This is a genomic window from Formosa sejongensis, assembly GCF_033447105.1.
Classification (GTDB): domain Bacteria; phylum Bacteroidota; class Bacteroidia; order Flavobacteriales; family Flavobacteriaceae; genus Formosa.
The window spans coordinates 146,320-166,059 of record NZ_JAWQUN010000001.1 but is presented as its reverse complement, the minus strand read 5'-3'; the positions used below and the strand labels follow the sequence as shown (position 1 = coordinate 166,059).

The window sequence follows — 19,740 nt, the reverse complement described above, 5'->3', positions numbered from 1 at the left end:
AAATATAAGTTATTCTTCAAACTCTTCTCTAAGAATTCTAATAACTTCGTTAATAGTTTCTTCTTCTAAATCGGTTCTTTTCACTAAATCTTCAACATCTTGTTCAAGAACACTTTTCGCTGTATCAAGCCCAGCTTTGCTTAACTCATCAATAATCCACTTATCAATTTCATCAGAAAATTCTGTTAATTCAACATCTTCTTCTGCACCTTCTCTAAACACATCTATCTCATAACCAGTTAATTGACCAGCTAATCTAATATTATGTCCACCACGTCCAATGGCTTTACTTACTTCTTCAGGCTTTAAAATAACTTCTGCACGTTTGTTTTCTTCATCAATTTTGATTGAAGTCACTTTTGCTGGACTTAACGCTCTAGTGATGTACAATTGAAGGTTATTAGTATAATTGATAACATCTATATTTTCGTTACCTAATTCACGAACTATGCCATGAATTCTAGACCCTTTCATACCTACACAGGCACCAACGGGATCTATTCTATCATCATAAGAATCTACAGCTACTTTTGCTTTTTCACCTGGAATTCTTACTACATTTTTAACAGAAATTAATCCGTCAAAAACTTCAGGAATTTCTTGCTCAAATAATTTTTCTAAGAATAAAGGAGATGTACGCGACATAATAATTGCCGGCTTGCTTCCTTTTAATTCTACATTTTCAATTATCCCTCTTACATTATCTCCTTTACGGAAGAAATCTGATGGGATTTGTTTTTCTTTTGGTAAAATGATTTCGTTTCCTTCATCATCTAACAAAATTACAGCTCTATGACGAATATGATGTACTTCTGCTGTATAAATTTCTCCAATTAAATCTTTAAATTGCTTATAGATATTGGTATTATCATGTTCGTGTATTTTAGAAATTAAATTCTGACGTAATGCTAAAATAGCACGACGACCTAAATCTATTAACTTAACTTCTTCAGACACATCTTCTCCAACTTCAAAATCAGGCTCGATTTTACGAGCAGCACTTAATGAAATTTCTTGATTAGGTTCTTCTACTTCACCATCTGCAACAACAATACGGTTTCTCCATATTTCTAAATCACCTTTATCTGGGTTTATAATAATATCAAAATTATCATCGTCTCCAAATTTTTTCTTTAAGGCGTTTCTAAAAACATCTTCTAAAATCGCCATTAACGTTACACGATCTATTAATTTATCGTCCTTAAATTCTGAAAAAGAATCAATTAACGCAAGATTTTCCATAACTCTTTTGAATTAAAATTTAATCATCACTTTCGCTTCTACAATATCGTTATAAGAAATATTCGCTTTTTTCTGAACAGTAACTTTACCTTTACCTACTGGTTTAGGCTCTCTAGCTTTCCATTCTAAAACTATTTCGTCTTCATTAGCGTCTACCAAAACAGCCTCAATAGTGTCTGTTTGCGTTTTAACCTCTAGTGTTCTTCCTATATTTTTAATAAATTGTCTGCTTTGCAACAAAGGAGACGCTGCACCTGCCGACATAACTTCAAGTGAAAAATCTTGTTCTTCTCTATCTAAATTATGGTCTATAGCTTTACTAATAAACATACAATCCTCAACACTCACACCCTCGTCTCCATCAACAATAACCTTAATCGTATTGTCTTCGGATATAACTAAACTTATCAAAAACAAATCATTTCGTTCTTGTAAGGCGTTTTCTAATAAATTCTCAATAGTTGTTCTAAACATTTTTTAGTATAAAAAGAGGGGACTCTGTCCCCTCGTATATTCTTTTTTCTTACAACGGGGCAAATATACAATTTTTTTATTGACAATGACAAGCTTTCAAATATCAATTTTTATCCGTATTTTTATATGGTTACTTAACTACAAAAAATACTCTTATGAAACGCCTATTAGTCCCAACAGATTTTTCTAAACAAGCTGAATTTGCTACCAAAGTAGCTGCCAAAATTGCTAAGATGCATAATTGTGAAATTTTCTTTTTACACATGGTTGAGCTTCCTATTGCCGAATTAGATAAAATGACTCCATCTTATAGCGAAATTCCTGAAGCTTTATTCTTTATGAAACTTGCAGCCAAACGTTTTAATGAAGTTCTAGCCAAAGATTATTTAGAAGGTATTACGATACACCATTCCATAAAAACCAATTCAACTTTCTCTGGAATTAATGATACAGCCAAAGAATTAGATATCGATATGATAATAATGGGGTCTCACGGAGCATCAGGTTTTAAAGAAATATTTATAGGGTCGAATACCGAAAAAGTGGTTCGCACATCTAATGTTCCTGTATTGGTCATTAAAGATAACGGTCAAGAATTTAAATCGGACGACATTGTATTTGCTTCAGACTTTCAATTTAATAGCATGCACACCTACAAACAAGCTGTGAAATTTGCTAAAAAATTCGACTCAAAGATTCATTTATTATTAGTAAACACACCTAACAATTTCTCATCGACCATCGATGCAGAAAAACGCATCCAAAGTTTTATTTCCGATTCCGACTTTACAAATTACACCATAAACATCTATAATGATGATACCGTTGAAAAAGGCATACTAAACTTTTCACAAGGTATTAATGCTGATATCATAGGTATAAGCACAACTGGCAGACAAGGTCTAGCACATTTCTTTAACGGAAGTATAAGCGAAGACATCGTGAATCATGCCATTAGACCTGTAATTACATTTAAAATTTAAAGTAAAAAAGCATTTTTGTTTTAAAGCTCCTAATCATCTTATGGTTAGGAGCTTTTTGTATTAATAGGTAAAACTAATATAAATTACGTTTAATGTGGTCCAAATCTACATTAACTACCACTTTGGAAAACATTATATTTAATTTGAAATTTTTATTTTTGTTTGACATAAAAAAAAGCCACCTAATTTAGGTGACTTTTAAGATATATTAAAAAAGAAATATTACTCTCCAATTAACGGTAAAGCTTCTTGCAACACTTGATCTGTTGAAGTTTGCACATAACGCTCAAATTGCAAAAACTGAGAAGCTGTCTTTGCTCCTAATGCTTTCTTTACTTTTTTGTAATACTTTTTTTGAAGTTTCTCACTCTTAGATCTAATTGAAAAAGATTCTTTTACAATAGCATCGGCTTGATCGTCGGTTAACGACTCATATTGCACAATGTATTTCTCTAAAAGAGATAAACGGCTATTCGATATACTATTACTCTCTAAAGCATATTCGTCATAAATTGTTTCAAAGGTCATTGCCTTTACAGCATCTAAATCTAAGAATTCAGCTAAAACTGTTTTCTTTTCAGAATTAAATAAATCTTTAAAAGCATCCAATTCTGCATTCTGAGCAGATAACTGGAACGCACATAAAACAGTTAGCACTAGTAATATTTTCTTCATTTTAATCTAATTTTTAAGTTATTGATTTAATAGTATAACGAAGATATCATATTATTAACTAAAAGAAAATTGAAAATTTAATTAAGATTTAGTATTCTTTCTATATAAATTAACCGCCTTTTGGAGATTGACCTCAGAAAACGTAATGAAGACACTTAGTAGTACCTAGTTCAGAACCAAAACACCCTAAAACAAAAAAAGCATCCCGATTTTCATAAGCATGAAAAAAGGAAAGCCTTTCATTGGTTTAACAACTTAAACCTTAGATAAACGCTAGGCTTATCTAAACAACACAACTACTTTTATTGCAAAAAAAAAGCTCCAATTGCTTGGAGCTTTTAGCAATATTGCGGTCTGGACGGGATTCGAACCCGCGACCCCCTGCGTGACAGGCAGGTATTCTAACCAGCTGAACTACCAGACCGTTGCGTTATTGCGAGTGCAAATATACATCCCTTTTTTAATTATTAAACTATAATTAGTAATATTTTTTATTCTTTATTATTTAGATGTCACACGATTATTACTCATCTCTAAAAACCTTCAACTTTTAAACCTGACCCTTAGATAATTGGTGTCTAAATAATTTTCATAAAGCACAATTAAAAAAAATAAGAAATATTGAATTCTTTGTTTTAGACAACCTATTATTATACTTAAACACAATAATTGATATTGATTTTAATAGAAATTAAGCTTAAATTAGATTTGAAACACCCTAAAATAAAAAAAGCATCCCGATTTTCATAAACATGAAAAAAGGAAAGCCTTTCATTGGTTTAACAACTTAAACCTTTAGATAAACTCTAGGCTTATCTAAACAACACAACTACTTTTTATTGCAAAAAAAAAGCCCCAATTGCTTGGAGCTTTTAGCAATATTGCGGTCTGGACGGGATTCGAACCCGCGACCCCCTGCGTGACAGGCAGGTATTCTAACCAGCTGAACTACCAGACCGTTGCGTTATTGCGAGTGCAAATATACACCCCTTTCTGAAATACACAAATAAAAATTAAACTTTTTTTAGAGTATTTTTTTTTACAAAAACTTAGACCGTTCTACCATAAAGGTAGTCAATATGTTATCGAAATTTTTATTCATATCTGCCTCCACATATTTTATTCTGTATTGTGCGCATTTTAGTTTTAATGCTTCAAAATACTTTAAAATTTCCCTTTCATAATTCTCTTTTATAGTCTCAGCATACACATTTATATGTGCACCCGTCTCGACATCTACAAATCGCTTAGGCGTATTGTCGAAATTAAAATGCATTTCTTTGTCTTTATCAAACACATGAAACAATACTACTTCGTGTTTATTATATTTTAAATGACGTAACGCTTCAAACAATTCGTCTTGTTTTACAGAATCCTGAAACATATCAGTAAACAAAACAATTAGCGACCGTTTATGAAGCTTCTCTGCAACATGATGTAAATAGGTATATGTATCTGTAGTTTTTGCTTTGGGCTTAGAAGCAACCACACGCTCTAATTCATTTAATAACATATGGTGATGCCTATCACTTCCCTTTTCAGGTGCATAATAATCGTATGCATTACTATATACACTTAAGCCTACGGCATCCCGCTGACGTTTTAAAATATGCATTATAGATGCTGAGGCTAAAGCTGAAAAGGCAATTTTATTTAATGTATTTAAAGTGAAATTTTGAAAATCTGGATAATGCATAGAACTGCTGTTGTCTATTATAAGGTGACAACGTAAATTGGTTTCTTCGTCGTAGCGCTTTGTATACAATTTATCGGTTTTAGCAAAAAGCTTCCAATCGATATGTTTTGTACTTTCACCTTGATTATAAATTTTATGCTCGGCAAATTCAGACGAAAACCCATGAAAGGGACTTTTATGCATTCCTGCAATAAATCCTTCAACAACCTGTTTGGCCAACAGTTCTAGATTAACAAATCCACCTACATGTTGTAATTCTTCTTTTAAATCCATGAATTGCTTTTAATACCAGTTATTTATTGAAATTATCATAAAATATAATGCTGAATTCATCCTGTATTCAAATTAGAAAAACAAGGCATAACCTAAGTCACTTTTTCTTTTTGCAATGAAGAAGGAAGGAAAAAGAGCCTTTTATTCTGATAATTTTTATTAGTAAATGATATATTCTTCCTAAAAATAAAAAAGGTTTAGCACTAAGCCAAACCTTTAATTACATGTTATATGTTTTAATGCTATTACAAAAGCTTATCGATAGCGTCTGTATAAGATTTTTTAGGAGCTACACCTACCTGACGTTCTACAACTTCTCCGTTTTGAAACACCAAAACAGTTGGAATGTTACGTACACCATATTTAGAAGCAAAATCTTGATTTGCATCAACATCTACTTTACCTACTACAGCTTTACCTTCGTATTCTTTACTAATTTCATCAATGATTGGTCCTACCATACGGCAAGGTCCACACCAAGCAGCCCAAAAATCTACTACTACAGGTTTGTCACTTTTTAAAACAGTTTCTTCAAAATTCGCGTCTGTTATTTCTAATGCCATTATATTATATTTTAAAAGTTCTACTTCTTATTATGCAAAATTAGTCAAAAATTTTACTAAACCTTACATGCTGACTATTTGTTTTATTTATTGCCTAATTGTCGTAATTGATGATTTCTTTTCAAGCTGAATTAATTCAATTTATAAAAAACCTCTTGTTCATCTAAAGCAAGTAATAATTCTTGCGAAATGGTTATTTTCTGCTTTCTGCTTACCATAGGAAGCTTTACTTTATCGTCTTGATCATACACCAAGAAATTTAGCAATTTTGTTCCTATATGCGCATCTAACAACTGTTTTAAATCTACTATTTTAGTATCTGTTAGATTTTTAATATTAAGTTGAATAGATAATTTTTTAGCATATTGATCCATAACATCGTGCAACAACTGAAAGCTATTGAACTGAATTCGTGGATCGCTTTTCTTTCCTGTATCTTTATTTACCCACCCTTCACGAACAAAGGTTTTTACATGAACGAAGCTATTTACCACAAAAAAGTGTCTGAATTTCAAATAATCTTCCCCAAATATTCTGAATTCATAACTATCAAAATAATCATCTATTGTGAATAATGCCCAACCTTTCCCTTGCTTACTTACACGGTGTTGTACATCGGTAACAACACCTCCAAAAGTCAATTCAGCATTTAAACAGGTTTCCAAATTCCTGAACATACTTAGGTTCGCATTACAGAAACTTTTCATTTCAATCTTAAAATCATCTAGCGGATGTCCCGAAATATAGATTCCAACAACTTCCTTTTCTCTTGCTAGTTTCTCCATGTTCCCCCATTCGTCTGCTGGCGGCACTAAAGGTTCTTCTATTTGCACATCACTGGCTGCTCCAAACAAACTAACTTGAGCAGAATTTTCATTCTCCTGATGCTTATTTCCGTATTTAACTGCTTTTTCTAAAAATGTAATACCGTCGCCATCATCGTAAAAATATTGTGCACGATGTGTATCTAAAAAACAGTCGAAACCTCCTGCAAGAGCCAGATTTTCAAAAGCTTTTTTATTAGCAGCACGTAAATCGATACGTTTAGCTAAATCAAAAATAGATTTATAATGACCATCCTTTTCCCTATTGTTTACAATTGTCATTACAGCACCATGACCAACACCTTTTACAGCTCCCATTCCGAAACGCACTGCATAATTGTCGTTTACAGAAAACTTATAAAACGATTCGTTTACATCGGGTCCAAGCACATCTAACTTCATACGCTTACATTCTTCCATAAAGAAGGTGACCTGCTTAATATCGTTCATATTATTCGACAATACAGCAGCCATATATTCTGCAGGATAATGTGCTTTTAAGTACGCAGTCTGATACGCAATCCAAGCATAACACGTAGAGTGCGACTTGTTAAAGGCATAACTTGCAAAGGCTTCCCAATCTTTCCAAATTTTCTCTAATTTCTTAGCATCATGTCCTTTTGCACTCGCCTGATCAATAAATTTAGGCTTCATTTTATCGAGTACAGCAATTTGCTTTTTACCCATCGCCTTACGCAAAACATCGGCTTCACCTTTAGTAAAATCTGCCAATTTTTGCGACAAAAGCATTACTTGCTCCTGATATACTGTAATTCCATAAGTTTCCTTTAAGTACTCTTCCATCGCTGGTAAATCGTACTCAATTTCTTCTTCCCCGTGCTTTCTTTTAATAAAACTCGGAATATATTCCATTGGTCCAGGTCTATACAAGGCGTTCATGGCAATAAGGTCATCAAAAACCGTTGGTTTTAATGACTGCATGTGCTTTTGCATTCCGGGAGATTCGTATTGAAACACGCCTACCGTTTCCCCACGCTGGAACAATTCGTATGTTTTAATATCGTCTAAAGGAAAATTCTCTGGATCGAGAACGATGTCATGTTTCGCTTTTACAATTTTTACCGTGTCCTTAATAAGGGTTAATGTTTTTAACCCCAAAAAGTCCATTTTTAACAAACCCGCATCTTCCACTACCGAGTTATCGAATTGCGTCACATATAAATCCGAATCCTTAGCCAAAGCAACCGGTACGAATTTGGTAATATCGTCTGGAGTAATAATTACACCACAGGCATGAATCCCTGTATTTCTAACAGAACCTTCTAAGCGTCTGGCTAGGTTTAAGGTTTCAGCTTCAAGATTATTTCCTTCTGCAAGACTTATAAGTTCATGTACTTTTTCTAAATCTTCTGCTCTAAATTTTTCTTTTAATCCTTTCTCATCTAAGCCAAATATTTTATTCAACTTAGACATATTCGGAATCAACTTCGCAATTCTATCTGCCTCAAAAAGTGGTAAATCTAAAACACGAGCCGTATCTCGAATAGATGACTTTGCTGCCATAGTACCATATGTGATAATCTGGGCCACCTGATTACTTCCATATTTTTTGATAACATAATCCATAACTCGACTTCGACCTTCATCATCGAAATCAATATCAATATCGGGCATGCTTACACGATCGGGATTTAAGAAACGCTCGAAAAGCAGATTGTACAGCATCGGGTCTATATTGGTAATCCATAAGCAATACGCAACCACCGAACCTGCTGCAGATCCACGACCTGGACCAACCGATACATCCATTTTTCGGGCTTCTCGAATAAAATCTTCTACAATCAAGAAATACCCTGGATATCCCGTTTTTTCAATAACTGAAAGCTCAAAATCTAAACGCTCTATAACTTCTTCTGAAAGTTCTTCGCCATAACGGATTTTCGCTCCTTTATATGTAATATGTTTTAGAAATGCATTTTCACCACGCTTCCCGCCATCTGCATTATCTTCAGCAAACTGAAATTCTTCAGGAATATCGAATTTAGGTAATAATACATTTCGTGCTAATTCGTAAATTTCAATTTTATCTACAACTTCTTGAATGTTACTAATCGCCTCAGGAATATCTTTAAAAAGGGCCTTCATATCGTCTGAAGACTTAAAATAATATTCTTGATTTGGCATACCATAACGGTAACCTCTACCACGACCTATTGGTGTAGCTTGTTTTTCTCCATCGCGTACACATAGCAAAATATCGTGTGCGTTGGAATCTTTTTGGTCTATATAATAGGTGTTGTTAGATGCAATTAATTTAACGTCATGTTTCTTTGAGAACTCTATCAACACAGGATTTACACGATTTTCATCTTCCTGATTATGACGCATTAACTCGATATACAGATCGTCTCCAAACTGTTCCTTCCACCAAATTAAGGCTTCTTCAGCTTGTTTTTCACCAACATTAAGCACCTTACTTGGCACTTCACCATATAAATTCCCTGTTAAAACAATAAGATCGTCCTTATACTGTTCTATCAGTTTTTTATCAACTCTTGGCACATAATAAAAACCATCTGTAAATGCAGCAGACGATAATTTTGCCAGATTATGATATCCATTTTTATTCTTTGCAATTAAAACAACTTGATACCCATTGTCTTTTCTTGTTTTATCTAAATGATTCTCGCAAACAAAAAATTCGCAACCTAAAATAGGCTTCATTTCATTTAGCTCAGGCTTTCTTCCAGCCGCTATAGATTCTTCATTTTTAGCCTGAACCCCTTTGTTATGATTTATAACTGCTCTTACAAAGTGAAAAGCCCCCATCATATTGGCATGATCGGTAAGAGCGACACCAATCATATTTCGCTTGGCTGCAGCTCCCACTAAATCGGGAATACTTATAGTTGATTGTAATACCGAAAATTGCGAATGGTTATGTAGATGCGCAAAATTAACCTCTGATAACTCTGAAATATTTTGTTTGATTTCAGCTGCTGAAAGATCTGTCGCTTGCGCTTTTTGTAAGCGTTCGTTAATTTTAGCACTCGCCTTTTTTAAGTTGATATGTTTTAAACCAATCAACTGAATTTCTTGCGGATTCGCTTTATTGAAACGCTCGTAATAATCTGGCTGAACATCTAAAGCTTCTACCGTAAATTGTTTTCTTCTAACCAATTCAAAGAAACAACGTGTTGTTGCTTCCACATCGGCAGTTGCATTATGCGCTTCTCCAAATGGTTTGTTAAACAAAAACTGATGCAGTTCTGTTAACGTTGGCAATTTAAACTTACCTCCACGACCTCCAGGAATCTGACATAGTTTTGCAGTAATCTCGGTACATGTATCTAAAACAGGAAGTTCTTGCAACTGGTTAGCAACATCCTCTCTAAAGAATTCTGCACCCATAATATTAAGGTCGAATCCTACATTTTGACCAACAACAAACTTCGTTTTACTAAGCGCGACATTGAACTTCTCTAAAACTTCTGCCAACGAGATTCCTTGTTCCTCGGCAAGCTCTGTTGAAATACCGTGAATTTTTTCGGCATCGTAAGGAATATTAAACCCTTCTGGCTTGACCAAATAATCTTGATGTTCTACACAATTTCCAAGCTCGTCATGCAACTGCCATGCAATTTGTATACATCTTGGCCAGTTATCTGTATCGCTAATTGGTGCATTCCAACGCTTTGGCAAACCTGTTGTTTCGGTATCGAATATTAAGTACATAAAATCTGTTGTGCTAAAAAATGAGGAGGTTAAAATTAAGAATAATTATGGGTTATCCGACAGAGATTCATATCCTTTTATAAACAAAAAAAAAGCAACACGACGTGCTGCTTTAAATAATCGATATTTAGATACGGCTTATTCCGTTACTAATGGAACCTGATAAAACACACCTTGATTAAAATTAACTTTATTCACTCCTGTCGAATCATAAGCAGTAAACCAAAATTCACCACTTACATAGCCTTCGCTATTATTTATTTCTATAATGTTTACTTCCCCTTCAGAATAAGAGACAAGACTTTCATCTATATTAGGAGTTTCAGGATTATCTACTGCACTATATAATGTAGAATATATAGTGCCCTCTGCATCTTTATATATTGCTTTCGAAGTTTTCGCTACACCTAATGTATCTAAACCTGTACTATTAGTAATTTCGAGTGTGATTATTTCGGCATTAACACGACTTGAAATAGTCAAAATCCCAGATGTACTTATAGCTTCTTGCGAGAGTGATTTCCATAGCACTCCATCTTTACTTGCTTGGAATGCTGGATAATTAAACTCTACATCGTCTCCGCAAGCCGTAAATAATAAACAGACTAAAAATACAGTACAACACGTTCTCATTATTTATTTTTTTTATCGTTAACAATTCAAAAATAAACTAAAATATGCATAGCGTTTCATTTTAAATTAAGTTACTGAGAATTAAAAATTTATAGTATCTTTGCACCCTTATTAATAACAGAGGTCGAGAACCTCAAATAATTAATTATTATGCCAGTAAAAATTAGATTACAAAGACATGGTAAAAAAGGGAAACCTTTTTACTGGATCGTTGCAGCTGATGCAAGATCAAAAAGAGACGGTAAATACTTAGAAAAATTAGGTATCTACAATCCAAACACAAACCCTGCAACTATCGAGTTAGATGTAAACGGTGCTGTAACATGGTTACAAAACGGTGCACAACCTACAGATACTGCAAAAGCAATTTTATCTTACAAAGGTGCAATGCTTAAAAATCACCTTGCTGGTGGTGTTAGAAAAGGTGCTTTAACTGAAGAGCAAGCAGAAGCTAAATTTACTGCTTGGTTAGAAGAAAAAACTGGTAAAGTTGATTCTAAAAAAGATGGTTTAGCACAAGCTGATGCTGATACTAAAGCAAAAGCTTTAGATGCAGAAAAAGCTGTTAATGATGCAAGAACTGCTGCTGCCGCTGAGGCTGAAGCTGAAGTAAAAGCTGCAGAAGCTGCTGCTAACGCTGAAACTGTAGAAGAAACTTCTAACGAAGAGGAATAAAAAATTAATTTTTTATACTTTTAAACCTGACAACTAGTTGTCAGGTTTTTTTTATTTAAAATATTATGAAAAAAGAAGAATGTTTCTTTCTAGGAAAGATTGTAAAAAAGTACAGCTTTAAAGGTGAACTACTTATAAAATTAGACACCGATGAACCTGAATTATTCGAAGACATGGATTCTGTGTTTATCGATTTACGAAATAATTTAGTCCCTTTTTTTATTGAATCATCACAACTTCATAAATCGGAATTATTACGTATTAAGTTTGAAGATGTCGATACAGAAGCAGATGCCGATGCTTTAATGAAATCAGATTTATATTTACCTCTAGATTTTTTACCAGAACTAGAAGGCAACAAATTCTATTTTCACGAAATTATAGGTTTTACTGTCGAAGACCTTAATTTCGGAAAAGTAGGAATTGTAAAAGCAATTAACGATTCTACCTCTCAAGCACTTTTTGAAATAGATCGTGATGGAATTGAAATATTAATTCCGATGAACGACGAGTTTATTTCTAAAGTAGATAAACCCAACAAAACCATTTTTGTAGAAACTCCTGAAGGATTAATAGATTTATATTTGGAAGAATAAATAGCATTCCGAAACTAAGTGAGGAATCTCTTTATTTATAAAAATGATTCTTCAGTCGTACTTCCTTCTGAATGATACAATTCAAAATTTTATATGAGTAAACCATTTAAATTCAAAGAATTCGCCATAAATCAAGACCGTTGCGCCATGAAAATTGGTACCGACGCCGTGTTACTTGGTGCGTGGGCAAGTTTAGACCATAATCCATTTTCTATTCTTGATATCGGTGCAGGAACGGGAGTTATTGCTACAATGTTGGCTCAGCGAAGTTATGCAGAGCTCATAGATGCTATCGAAATTGATGACGATGCTTACGAACAATGTGTTGATAATTTTGAAGTGTCCCCTTGGGCAGACCGCTTATTTTGTTATCATGCATCATTAGAAGAATTTGTAGATGAAATTGAAGACGAATACGATCTCATTATTTCAAATCCACCATTTTATTCTGAAGACTATAAAACCGACAACGAACAACGTGATATAGCACGTTTCTCAGACGCACTTCCGTTTGATCATTTAATTGATAGTGCTTCTAAATTATTATCAGATCACGGTACCTTTTGTTTAATTGTACCTTTTAAAGAAGAAGAAAACATTATCGTTTTAGCTTCAAAAGCCGACCTATTTCCGAGTAAAATTCTTCATGTAAAAGGCAATCCAGATTCAGACATAAAGCGCAGTTTAATGCAGTTTTCATTCACTAAAACTGATGTTGAAATAAAAGAGCTTATTATAGAAACAGAACGTCATCAGTACACAGAAGACTATATTAACCTGACCAAAGATTTCTATTTAAAGATGTAATGTTTTGCTGAGTAATCGTTAAATTTGAGAGATTAGACTTAAGATTATTCAATAAAAGACAAAAGCAAACTGCTTTTATCTAAAAAACATTAGCGGTATGAAACCAGATCTTTTTGAAGCACCAGATTATTACAATCTAGACGATTTATTATCCGATGAACACAAATTGGTTCGTGATGCGGCTAGAGCTTGGGTAAAACGTGACGTCTCGCCCATAATTGAAGAGTATGCACAGAAATCAGAATTTCCTAAACAAATTATAAATGGTCTCGCCGAAATTGGAGCTTTTGGCCCTTATATTCCAGTAGAATATGGTGGCGCCGGATTAGATCAAATTTCGTATGGCTTAATCATGCAAGAAATAGAACGTGGCGATTCAGGTATTCGTAGTACAGCTTCGGTACAATCATCCTTAGTGATGTATCCCATCTGGAAATACGGTAACGAAGCGCAACGCCAGAAATATTTGCCAAAATTGGCGAGTGGTGAATGGATAGGCTGTTTTGGATTAACAGAGCCAGACCATGGCTCTAATCCGTCGGGAATGACTACCAACTTTAAAGATATGGGAGATCATTACCTTTTAAACGGTGCCAAAATGTGGATTTCTAATGCGCCTTTTGCTCAAGTAGCAGTGGTTTGGGCAAAAGACGAATCTGGTCGTATACACGGTTTGCTTGTAGAACGTGGTATGGAAGGCTTTACAACACCAGAAACACATAACAAATGGTCACTTCGTGCTTCTGCAACTGGAGAGTTAATTTTCGATAATGTAAAAATTCCTAAAGAAAATTTATTACCAAATAAATCAGGATTGGGAGCACCACTGGGATGCTTAGATTCCGCACGTTATGGTATTGCTTGGGGAGCCATTGGAGCGGCAATGGATTGTTACGACACCGCTTTACGTTATAGTAAAGAACGGGTGCAGTTTGGTAAACCTATTGGACAGTTTCAACTTCAGCAGAAAAAATTAGCCGAAATGATAACTGAAATCACCAAAGCCCAATTATTAACTTGGCGTTTGGGGGTATTGAAAAATGAAAACAGAGCAACATCTGCTCAAATTTCTATGGCAAAGCGAAATAATGTAGATATGGCAATAACCATTGCTCGTAATGCAAGACAAATGCTTGGAGGCATGGGAATAACAGGCGAATACAGTATTATGCGCCATTCTATGAATCTTGAAAGTGTAATTACTTACGAGGGCACTCACGATATTCATCTTTTAATAACGGGATTAGACATTACGGGATTGAGTGCTTTTAAATAAGGTTTCATCAATCGTTCTAACAATCTAGGTTGGCTAATTATAGATTAGATCAAACCAACTTAACGTTTCATTTAACTCTCATAATTAAACATGTTTCAGTCTCTCACTTCTATTACAATACCTTACCTCTAAGTGAGACCTTGAACTGAATTCAAGGTGACGGGAGTAATTCAATTTAGAATCTAAACAAAAAAACACCTTTAATTGTCAAAATATCGACATATTAAAGGTGTTTTATATTCTAATTTAGATAAAAAAGTTTCTAACTCTCAGGAGCAAGCGTCACGATCAATCCTTCCATTTCTGGTGTCATTTGAATTTGACATCCTAAACGACTATTATCTTTTACGTTAAACGCTTCAGAAAGCATGGCCTCTTCATCGTCTTGCATTTCGGGTAATTCGGTATCAGATTCCACATAACATTGACAAGATGCACACATAGCCATACCGCCACAGACACCAATAGTACCTTCTGGAGCTAGCTCGTAAGAACGCACCACTTCCATTAAATTCATTGCCATATCTGTAGGTGCGACAACGTCGTGTGTTACCCCATCTCTATCTGTAATCTTTATATTTATATCTTGCTCTTCCATAGCTTGTACTTACTCGATTGGTTGATTAATAAAACGTCGAGCAAAACTACACTTTTATTTTTTTAATTAATAGCCTTAACTACAGCTTTTGGAGATTCTTTTCTAGAACCATCAAAACCATCAATACCACTTACGGTAGTATACTTAAGAACGTATTTTTTACCTGGATTAATAATCTTATACGCAGCCTGACACATTAAAGTTGCCTCGTGGAACCCACATAAAATAAGTTTCAACTTTCCAGGATAAGTATTTACATCACCAATGGCAAAAATCCCCGGGATGTTGGTTTGGTAATCTAATGCATTATCTACTTTAATGGCATTCTTCTCTATTTCAAGTCCCCAGTTTCCTATCGGACCTAATTTTGGAGACAAACCAAATAAAGGAATAAAATGATCGGCTTCTACTATAAATTCTTTCTCGATATGTTGAGATTGAGCAACTACAACGCCTTCTACTTTACCATTACCAATAACATTGACAACTTCGGCAGGTGTAATTAAGGTGATTTTCCCTTTTGATTTTAATTCTTGTACTTTTTCAACAGAATCTAAAGCACCACGGAATTCATTTCTTCTGTGAATTAAAGTCACTTCTGAAGCAATGTCTGCTAAAAATATACTCCAATCTAAAGCAGAGTCTCCTCCTCCAGAAATCACAACACGCTTATCGCGGTATACTTCTGGATCTTTAATAAAGTAATCTACACCATTATCTTCAAAAGAAGCAATATTACTAATTAAGGGTTTCCTTGGCTCAAAACTTCCTAAACCACCAGCAATTGCAACTATTGGCGCTTGGTGTTTTGTACCTTTGTTTGTAGTTACAATAAACGAACCGTCTTCTTGTTTTTCAATTGTTTCAGCACGTTCTCCCATTGTAAAACCAGGTTCAAATTGCTTAGATTGTTCTAAAAGGTTTTTGGTTAAATCTCCGGCTAGAATTTCTGGAAAACCAGGAATATCGTAAATCGGTTTTTTAGGATATAACTCTGAGCATTGTCCGCCAGCTTGAGGCAAAGCATCAATTAAATGACACTTTAATTTTAATAATCCAGCTTCAAAAACGGTAAATAATCCAGTTGGGCCAGCCCCAATAATTAGGATGTCTGTTTTAATCATCTATAATTCTCTTCTAAAAAGTATTACTACTTTTTTATTCTACATTTATCACTTGCTCAATTTGTGGTGCGTACTTTTTAATAGTCATTTCTACACCCGACTTTAAAGTCATTTGGTTTACACTGCAACCCACGCAGGCACCTTCAAGCTGTACACGAACAAATTTATCGTCTTCTATAGAAATTAGAGAAATATCTCCTCCATCACTTTGCAAAAACGGACGGATTTCATCTAACGCTTTCTCTACATTTAATCTTATTTCTTCTGAAGTCATAACTTATTTTTTAACTGATGAGCAACCAGCCATCGTCGTAATTTTAATTGCTTCTGTTGGAGGTAAATCAACATTTCTTTTCACTACTTCTTCCACTACATTTTGTGTAATTTTCTCGAAAGATTTCTCTAAAACAGTAGCTGTTTGTAATGCAGCTGGATGACCAATATCCCCTGCTTCACGTATACTTTGCACCAATGGTAACTCTCCTAAAAATGGTACATTTAAATCTTCGGCTAGGTTCTTAGCTCCGGATTCACCAAAAATATAATATTTATTTTCCGGCAATTCCTCTGGTGTAAAATACGCCATGTTTTCAATTATTCCTAACACAGGCACATTTATACTCTCCTGTTGGAACATTGCAACACCTTTTTTAGCATCTGCTAAAGCCACCTTTTGTGGTGTACTTACAACAACAGCACCTGTAATAGGTAAAGATTGCATGATACTTAAATGGATATCTCCAGTTCCAGGTGGTAAATCTAATAACAGAAAATCAAGTTCTCCCCAATGTGCATCGAAAATCATTTGATTTAAAGCTTTGGCTGCCATTGGACCTCTCCAAACAACTGCCTGATCTGGCTTCGTAAAAAAGCCAATAGATAATATTTTAACACCATAATTCTCTACCGGTTTCATTTTAGGTTTTCCATCTATAGTAACCGACAAAGGGCGTTCATTTTCAATATCGAACATAATTGGCATTGAAGGACCATAAATATCTGCATCTAAGACACCTACTTTAAATCCCATTTTTGCTAAGGTAACAGCCAAGTTTGCTGTTACTGTAGATTTCCCTACACCTCCTTTACCTGACGCTACTGCAACTATATTTTTAATTCCAGGAATTTGTTTTCCCTTAATTTCATTTTTAGGTTTTGCAGCAGGAGCTTCAACTTTTAAATTCACTGTAATTTTAGCTTTCGCATAAACTAAATCGTGAATGGTTTTTAAAATATCAACTTCAGTTCTTTTTTTTGCTTGTAAACTTGGGTTTGTAATGGTAATATCTACAACAACTTCATCACCAAAAACTATTACATTTTTAACAGCTCCACTATCAACCATATTTTGCCCTTCACCAGGAACGGTAATGGTCTGTAATGCTTTAAAAATATCTTCTTTTTGTATCTTCATTTTAATATATTATTTGTGAAATTATAAAGCTAGAGAAGCTTTTAGAAGAGCTAATAATGAAACCCTTACATTATTTTCAGAAATTATTTATTTAGATTAATTCTAAGTCACAAATATACTGTGAATTGTTTAGAAATTGAAGTACTTAATTAGCAAAAATATGTTAATTACATGTCCTACTTTCAAGACACTCTGAAAATCCTTGAAAAGTCAAAATAGGCCATTGACAAACAATTTTATACTTTAAACCGGAATCGACTTAGTTTATAACCCTTAGCTAGTTTAACTTAGGTTATTTATTGACTGAGATTTTTAATTTTAGAATTAAGCTCGCACTTTTTAAGTCTAAAAATCTAATCGTGTTTGAAGAATATGAATTAGATCTAAATGTATGCTTGAAGTTTTATTAGAGCTATATTACATCCTATCTGTTTTCATTAGAATCCAATGATTCATTAGGATCCCAATAATGAGCTTCCAAGTTTTCAACTTGATTATTTTTCACTTTAACACCTTCGTTTTCTAGCAATTGCTGCATAAGATTAGTGCCATCAAAATGAAATTTACCAGTAAGTAAACCGTTTCTGTTTACCACGCGGTGAGCAGGAACATCGTTCATATTATGAGATGCATTCATGGCATATCCAACAATTCTTGCACTTTTAGCCGCTCCCAAATAACGTGCTATAGCACCATAATTAGTCACTTTTCCAAAAGGTATTTGTTTAACGACTTCGTAAACCCGTTCGAAAAAATGAAGCGTTTCGGGTTTCATAACATTTCTTTTATCACATGAACTAAAGTAGCAAAAGCAACAATTGCTGTAATAGAACCTATTAATCTATTCATGTTTTTTTGAGATTTAAATCGCTTACTTTCAATTTTATCAAAAAAGAACATATACACATAGAGCATTACAAAAGAGCCTGTAGCTGCACCAAAAACGTATGCTAAAATATCTGTTTGCTCGAAAGTTAACCAACCAATGGAGGCGAATGTAACACTCATATAAGCCTGAAACGGAATAGGAAACATATTCAAAGCAGACATAAGTATACCTTGAAAAAATCTGCTTTTTTTACTTCTAACTTCTGGAGTTTTATTAGTACCAATATCACCATCTCCTTTGGCTATAAAAAAGAAATACACAGAAATTAATATAAAAAGAACCAATGCTACACGTTGCAAAACATCTACAACATCGGAATGTTGAGTTAGATATCTAGCAAAAATTACGGCTATAAAAGTTTGAACTAAAACAATTACACAGGCACCAATAGAAAACACGACACCTCGCGTATGACCTTCTTTTAAGCTGATTTTTGCAGCTGTCATATTTAAGAGACCTGGTGGAATAACCCCCACCAGAGACACAATAAATCCTAAAAAGAAAATCAGTGTAATATTCAAAATCTATTTAATTTTAAATCTAATGTAAGTTATAGCTTTCCCTTTTACTAAATACTGAGACTCGTAAAAAGTTTGTATTTCGGTAACCTCTTCTGGACTTCCTTCTTGTTTATAAACATCGTGATTTGCATATAAAACCTCATGACCTTCGCCATGTAGCAAACCTAAAGTATATCCATGCATAAACTCACTATCGGTTTTTAAATTCACAACACCATCTGGTTTTAAAATACTTTTATATTTCTGAAGAAACTCAGTATTAGTCATTCTATGCTTAGTACGCTTATATTTAATTTGCGGATCTGGAAACGTAATCCAAATTTCGTCTACTTCCCCTTGAGCAAATGCGTGTTGTATCAATTCAATTTGGGTTCTTAAAAAAGCAACATTTGGAATCCCCTCTTCAACTGCTGTTTTTGCACCTCTCCAAAAACGAGCTCCTTTAATATCGATACCAATAAAATTCTTATTGGGGAATTTTTGAGCTAACCCAACCGAATATTCACCTTTCCCACAACCTAATTCTAGAACTAGAGGATTGTCGTTTTTAAATACTTTCTCGTTCCAATGTCCTTTTAAATCAAATTCCGAATCGACCAATTCTTCACGACTTGGCTGAAACACATTGTTAAAAGTTTCATTTTCTCTAAATCGCTTAAGTTTGTTTTTGCTCCCCACTTTAAAAAATTTTACATATAAAATAGCTGCAAAAATACGGCAGACAGTTTTTACTTTACAATTTTTTTGCCTTTAGTTTTTAAATTTAATAATTTATAAAGGG

General features: G+C 34.0%; 19 protein-coding genes and 2 tRNA genes. 5 read left to right on the top strand and 16 right to left on the bottom strand.

The features are described from left to right. Positions 1-9: 9 nt before the first annotated feature. Both nusA and rimP read right to left on the bottom strand, forming a co-directional pair. Positions 10-1,242, bottom strand: coding sequence for a transcription termination factor NusA (gene nusA, locus R6X41_RS00670; protein WP_318496732.1), 1,233 nt, complete (start codon positions 1,240-1,242; stop codon positions 10-12). Between the two features lie 12 nt (positions 1,243-1,254). Further along, the gene (gene rimP, locus R6X41_RS00665) at positions 1,255-1,716 is read right to left on the bottom strand and encodes a ribosome assembly cofactor RimP (protein WP_318496731.1); all 462 of its coding nucleotides are present in this window, start codon (positions 1,714-1,716) and stop codon (positions 1,255-1,257) included. Between the two features lie 155 nt (positions 1,717-1,871). On the opposite strand from rimP, the gene R6X41_RS00660 reads away from it, so the two are divergent. Then, positions 1,872-2,699, top strand: coding sequence for a universal stress protein (locus R6X41_RS00660; RefSeq protein WP_318496730.1), 828 nt, complete (start codon positions 1,872-1,874; stop codon positions 2,697-2,699). Between the two features lie 222 nt (positions 2,700-2,921). Here R6X41_RS00660 and R6X41_RS00655 read toward each other — a convergent pair whose 3' ends face one another. The 7 genes from R6X41_RS00655 to R6X41_RS00625 all read right to left on the bottom strand — a co-directional run bounded on the left by R6X41_RS00655 (position 2,922) and on the right by R6X41_RS00625 (position 11,059). Then, positions 2,922-3,374, bottom strand: coding sequence for a hypothetical protein (locus tag R6X41_RS00655; protein ID WP_318496729.1), 453 nt, complete (start codon positions 3,372-3,374; stop codon positions 2,922-2,924). A 350-nt stretch (positions 3,375-3,724) separates the two neighbouring features. Continuing rightward, positions 3,725-3,798, bottom strand: a tRNA-Asp gene (locus R6X41_RS00650). Between the two features lie 460 nt (positions 3,799-4,258). Beyond that, a tRNA-Asp gene (locus R6X41_RS00645) sits at positions 4,259-4,332 on the bottom strand. A gap of 81 nt (positions 4,333-4,413) precedes the next feature. Continuing rightward, the gene (locus R6X41_RS00640; RefSeq protein ID WP_318496728.1) at positions 4,414-5,343 is read right to left on the bottom strand and encodes a DUF58 domain-containing protein; all 930 of its coding nucleotides are present in this window, start codon (positions 5,341-5,343) and stop codon (positions 4,414-4,416) included. 245 nt (positions 5,344-5,588) lie between these two features. Continuing rightward, complete coding sequence (trxA, locus tag R6X41_RS00635) at positions 5,589-5,906, bottom strand: thioredoxin (protein ID WP_318496727.1); 318 nt, start codon at positions 5,904-5,906, stop codon at positions 5,589-5,591. A 131-nt stretch (positions 5,907-6,037) separates the two neighbouring features. After that, complete coding sequence (gene dnaE, locus R6X41_RS00630; RefSeq protein WP_318496726.1) at positions 6,038-10,426, bottom strand: DNA polymerase III subunit alpha; 4,389 nt, start codon at positions 10,424-10,426, stop codon at positions 6,038-6,040. Between the two features lie 138 nt (positions 10,427-10,564). Next, positions 10,565-11,059 carry a DUF6252 domain-containing protein gene (locus R6X41_RS00625; protein ID WP_318496725.1) on the bottom strand — a complete coding sequence of 165 codons (495 nt, stop codon included), beginning with the start codon at positions 11,057-11,059 and terminating at the stop codon, positions 10,565-10,567. A 150-nt stretch (positions 11,060-11,209) separates the two neighbouring features. On the opposite strand from R6X41_RS00625, the gene R6X41_RS00620 reads away from it, so the two are divergent. From R6X41_RS00620 to R6X41_RS00605, 4 genes are all read left to right on the top strand, one after another. Beyond that, positions 11,210-11,734, top strand: coding sequence for a 30S ribosomal protein S16 (locus R6X41_RS00620; protein ID WP_318496724.1), 525 nt, complete (start codon positions 11,210-11,212; stop codon positions 11,732-11,734). 65 nt (positions 11,735-11,799) lie between these two features. Continuing rightward, positions 11,800-12,330: a ribosome maturation factor RimM gene (rimM, locus tag R6X41_RS00615; RefSeq protein WP_318496723.1), complete on the top strand. Its 531-nt coding sequence runs from the start codon at positions 11,800-11,802 to the stop codon at positions 12,328-12,330. A 93-nt stretch (positions 12,331-12,423) separates the two neighbouring features. Beyond that, positions 12,424-13,137 carry a tRNA1(Val) (adenine(37)-N6)-methyltransferase gene (locus R6X41_RS00610; RefSeq protein ID WP_318496722.1) on the top strand — a complete coding sequence of 238 codons (714 nt, stop codon included), beginning with the start codon at positions 12,424-12,426 and terminating at the stop codon, positions 13,135-13,137. A gap of 97 nt (positions 13,138-13,234) precedes the next feature. After that, positions 13,235-14,413 carry an acyl-CoA dehydrogenase family protein gene (locus tag R6X41_RS00605; RefSeq protein WP_318496721.1) on the top strand — a complete coding sequence of 393 codons (1,179 nt, stop codon included), beginning with the start codon at positions 13,235-13,237 and terminating at the stop codon, positions 14,411-14,413. Between the two features lie 262 nt (positions 14,414-14,675). Here R6X41_RS00605 and R6X41_RS00600 read toward each other — a convergent pair whose 3' ends face one another. The 7 genes from R6X41_RS00600 to trmB all read right to left on the bottom strand — a co-directional run bounded on the left by R6X41_RS00600 (position 14,676) and on the right by trmB (position 19,637). After that, the gene (locus R6X41_RS00600) at positions 14,676-15,011 is read right to left on the bottom strand and encodes a 2Fe-2S iron-sulfur cluster-binding family protein (protein ID WP_038532235.1); all 336 of its coding nucleotides are present in this window, start codon (positions 15,009-15,011) and stop codon (positions 14,676-14,678) included. 62 nt (positions 15,012-15,073) lie between these two features. Then, on the bottom strand, positions 15,074-16,135 hold the full coding sequence (locus R6X41_RS00595; protein WP_318496720.1) for an NAD(P)/FAD-dependent oxidoreductase: 1,062 nt from the start codon (positions 16,133-16,135) through the stop codon (positions 15,074-15,076). A gap of 34 nt (positions 16,136-16,169) precedes the next feature. Continuing rightward, positions 16,170-16,409 carry a NifU family protein gene (locus R6X41_RS00590; protein WP_318496719.1) on the bottom strand — a complete coding sequence of 80 codons (240 nt, stop codon included), beginning with the start codon at positions 16,407-16,409 and terminating at the stop codon, positions 16,170-16,172. A gap of 3 nt (positions 16,410-16,412) precedes the next feature. After that, a complete protein-coding gene (locus tag R6X41_RS00585; RefSeq protein WP_318496718.1) occupies positions 16,413-17,549 on the bottom strand; it encodes an Mrp/NBP35 family ATP-binding protein in 1,137 nt (378 codons plus the stop codon). Positions 17,550-17,973: 424 nt separating this feature from the next. Beyond that, positions 17,974-18,324 (bottom strand): MGMT family protein, encoded by a 351-nt coding sequence (locus tag R6X41_RS00580; RefSeq protein ID WP_318496717.1) that lies wholly within the window; start codon positions 18,322-18,324, stop codon positions 17,974-17,976. Then, positions 18,321-18,959: a LysE family translocator gene (locus tag R6X41_RS00575; protein ID WP_318496716.1), complete on the bottom strand. Its 639-nt coding sequence runs from the start codon at positions 18,957-18,959 to the stop codon at positions 18,321-18,323. The genes R6X41_RS00580 and R6X41_RS00575 overlap by 4 nt, the downstream gene beginning before the upstream one ends. A 3-nt stretch (positions 18,960-18,962) precedes the next feature. Then, a complete protein-coding gene (gene trmB / locus R6X41_RS00570) occupies positions 18,963-19,637 on the bottom strand; it encodes a tRNA (guanosine(46)-N7)-methyltransferase TrmB (protein WP_318496715.1) in 675 nt (224 codons plus the stop codon). Positions 19,638-19,740 lie beyond the last annotated feature (103 nt).

Coding starts and splice junctions, on each gene's coding strand:
- trxA (WP_318496727.1), bottom strand. CDS start 5,906: ATGGCATTAGAAATAACAGACGCGAATTTTGAAGAAACTGTTTTAAAA.
- R6X41_RS00660 (WP_318496730.1), top strand. CDS start 1,872: ATGAAACGCCTATTAGTCCCAACAGATTTTTCTAAACAAGCTGAATTT.
- R6X41_RS00605 (WP_318496721.1), top strand. CDS start 13,235: ATGAAACCAGATCTTTTTGAAGCACCAGATTATTACAATCTAGACGAT.
- R6X41_RS00640 (WP_318496728.1), bottom strand. CDS start 5,343: ATGGATTTAAAAGAAGAATTACAACATGTAGGTGGATTTGTTAATCTA.
- R6X41_RS00585 (WP_318496718.1), bottom strand. CDS start 17,549: ATGAAGATACAAAAAGAAGATATTTTTAAAGCATTACAGACCATTACC.
- rimM (WP_318496723.1), top strand. CDS start 11,800: ATGAAAAAAGAAGAATGTTTCTTTCTAGGAAAGATTGTAAAAAAGTAC.
- R6X41_RS00625 (WP_318496725.1), bottom strand. CDS start 11,059: ATGAGAACGTGTTGTACTGTATTTTTAGTCTGTTTATTATTTACGGCT.
- R6X41_RS00590 (WP_318496719.1), bottom strand. CDS start 16,409: ATGACTTCAGAAGAAATAAGATTAAATGTAGAGAAAGCGTTAGATGAA.
- R6X41_RS00620 (WP_318496724.1), top strand. CDS start 11,210: ATGCCAGTAAAAATTAGATTACAAAGACATGGTAAAAAAGGGAAACCT.
- R6X41_RS00610 (WP_318496722.1), top strand. CDS start 12,424: ATGAGTAAACCATTTAAATTCAAAGAATTCGCCATAAATCAAGACCGT.
- R6X41_RS00600 (WP_038532235.1), bottom strand. CDS start 15,011: ATGGAAGAGCAAGATATAAATATAAAGATTACAGATAGAGATGGGGTA.
- R6X41_RS00595 (WP_318496720.1), bottom strand. CDS start 16,135: ATGATTAAAACAGACATCCTAATTATTGGGGCTGGCCCAACTGGATTA.
- nusA (WP_318496732.1), bottom strand. CDS start 1,242: ATGGAAAATCTTGCGTTAATTGATTCTTTTTCAGAATTTAAGGACGAT.
- dnaE (WP_318496726.1), bottom strand. CDS start 10,426: ATGTACTTAATATTCGATACCGAAACAACAGGTTTGCCAAAGCGTTGG.
- rimP (WP_318496731.1), bottom strand. CDS start 1,716: ATGTTTAGAACAACTATTGAGAATTTATTAGAAAACGCCTTACAAGAA.
- R6X41_RS00655 (WP_318496729.1), bottom strand. CDS start 3,374: ATGAAGAAAATATTACTAGTGCTAACTGTTTTATGTGCGTTCCAGTTA.
- R6X41_RS00580 (WP_318496717.1), bottom strand. CDS start 18,324: ATGAAACCCGAAACGCTTCATTTTTTCGAACGGGTTTACGAAGTCGTT.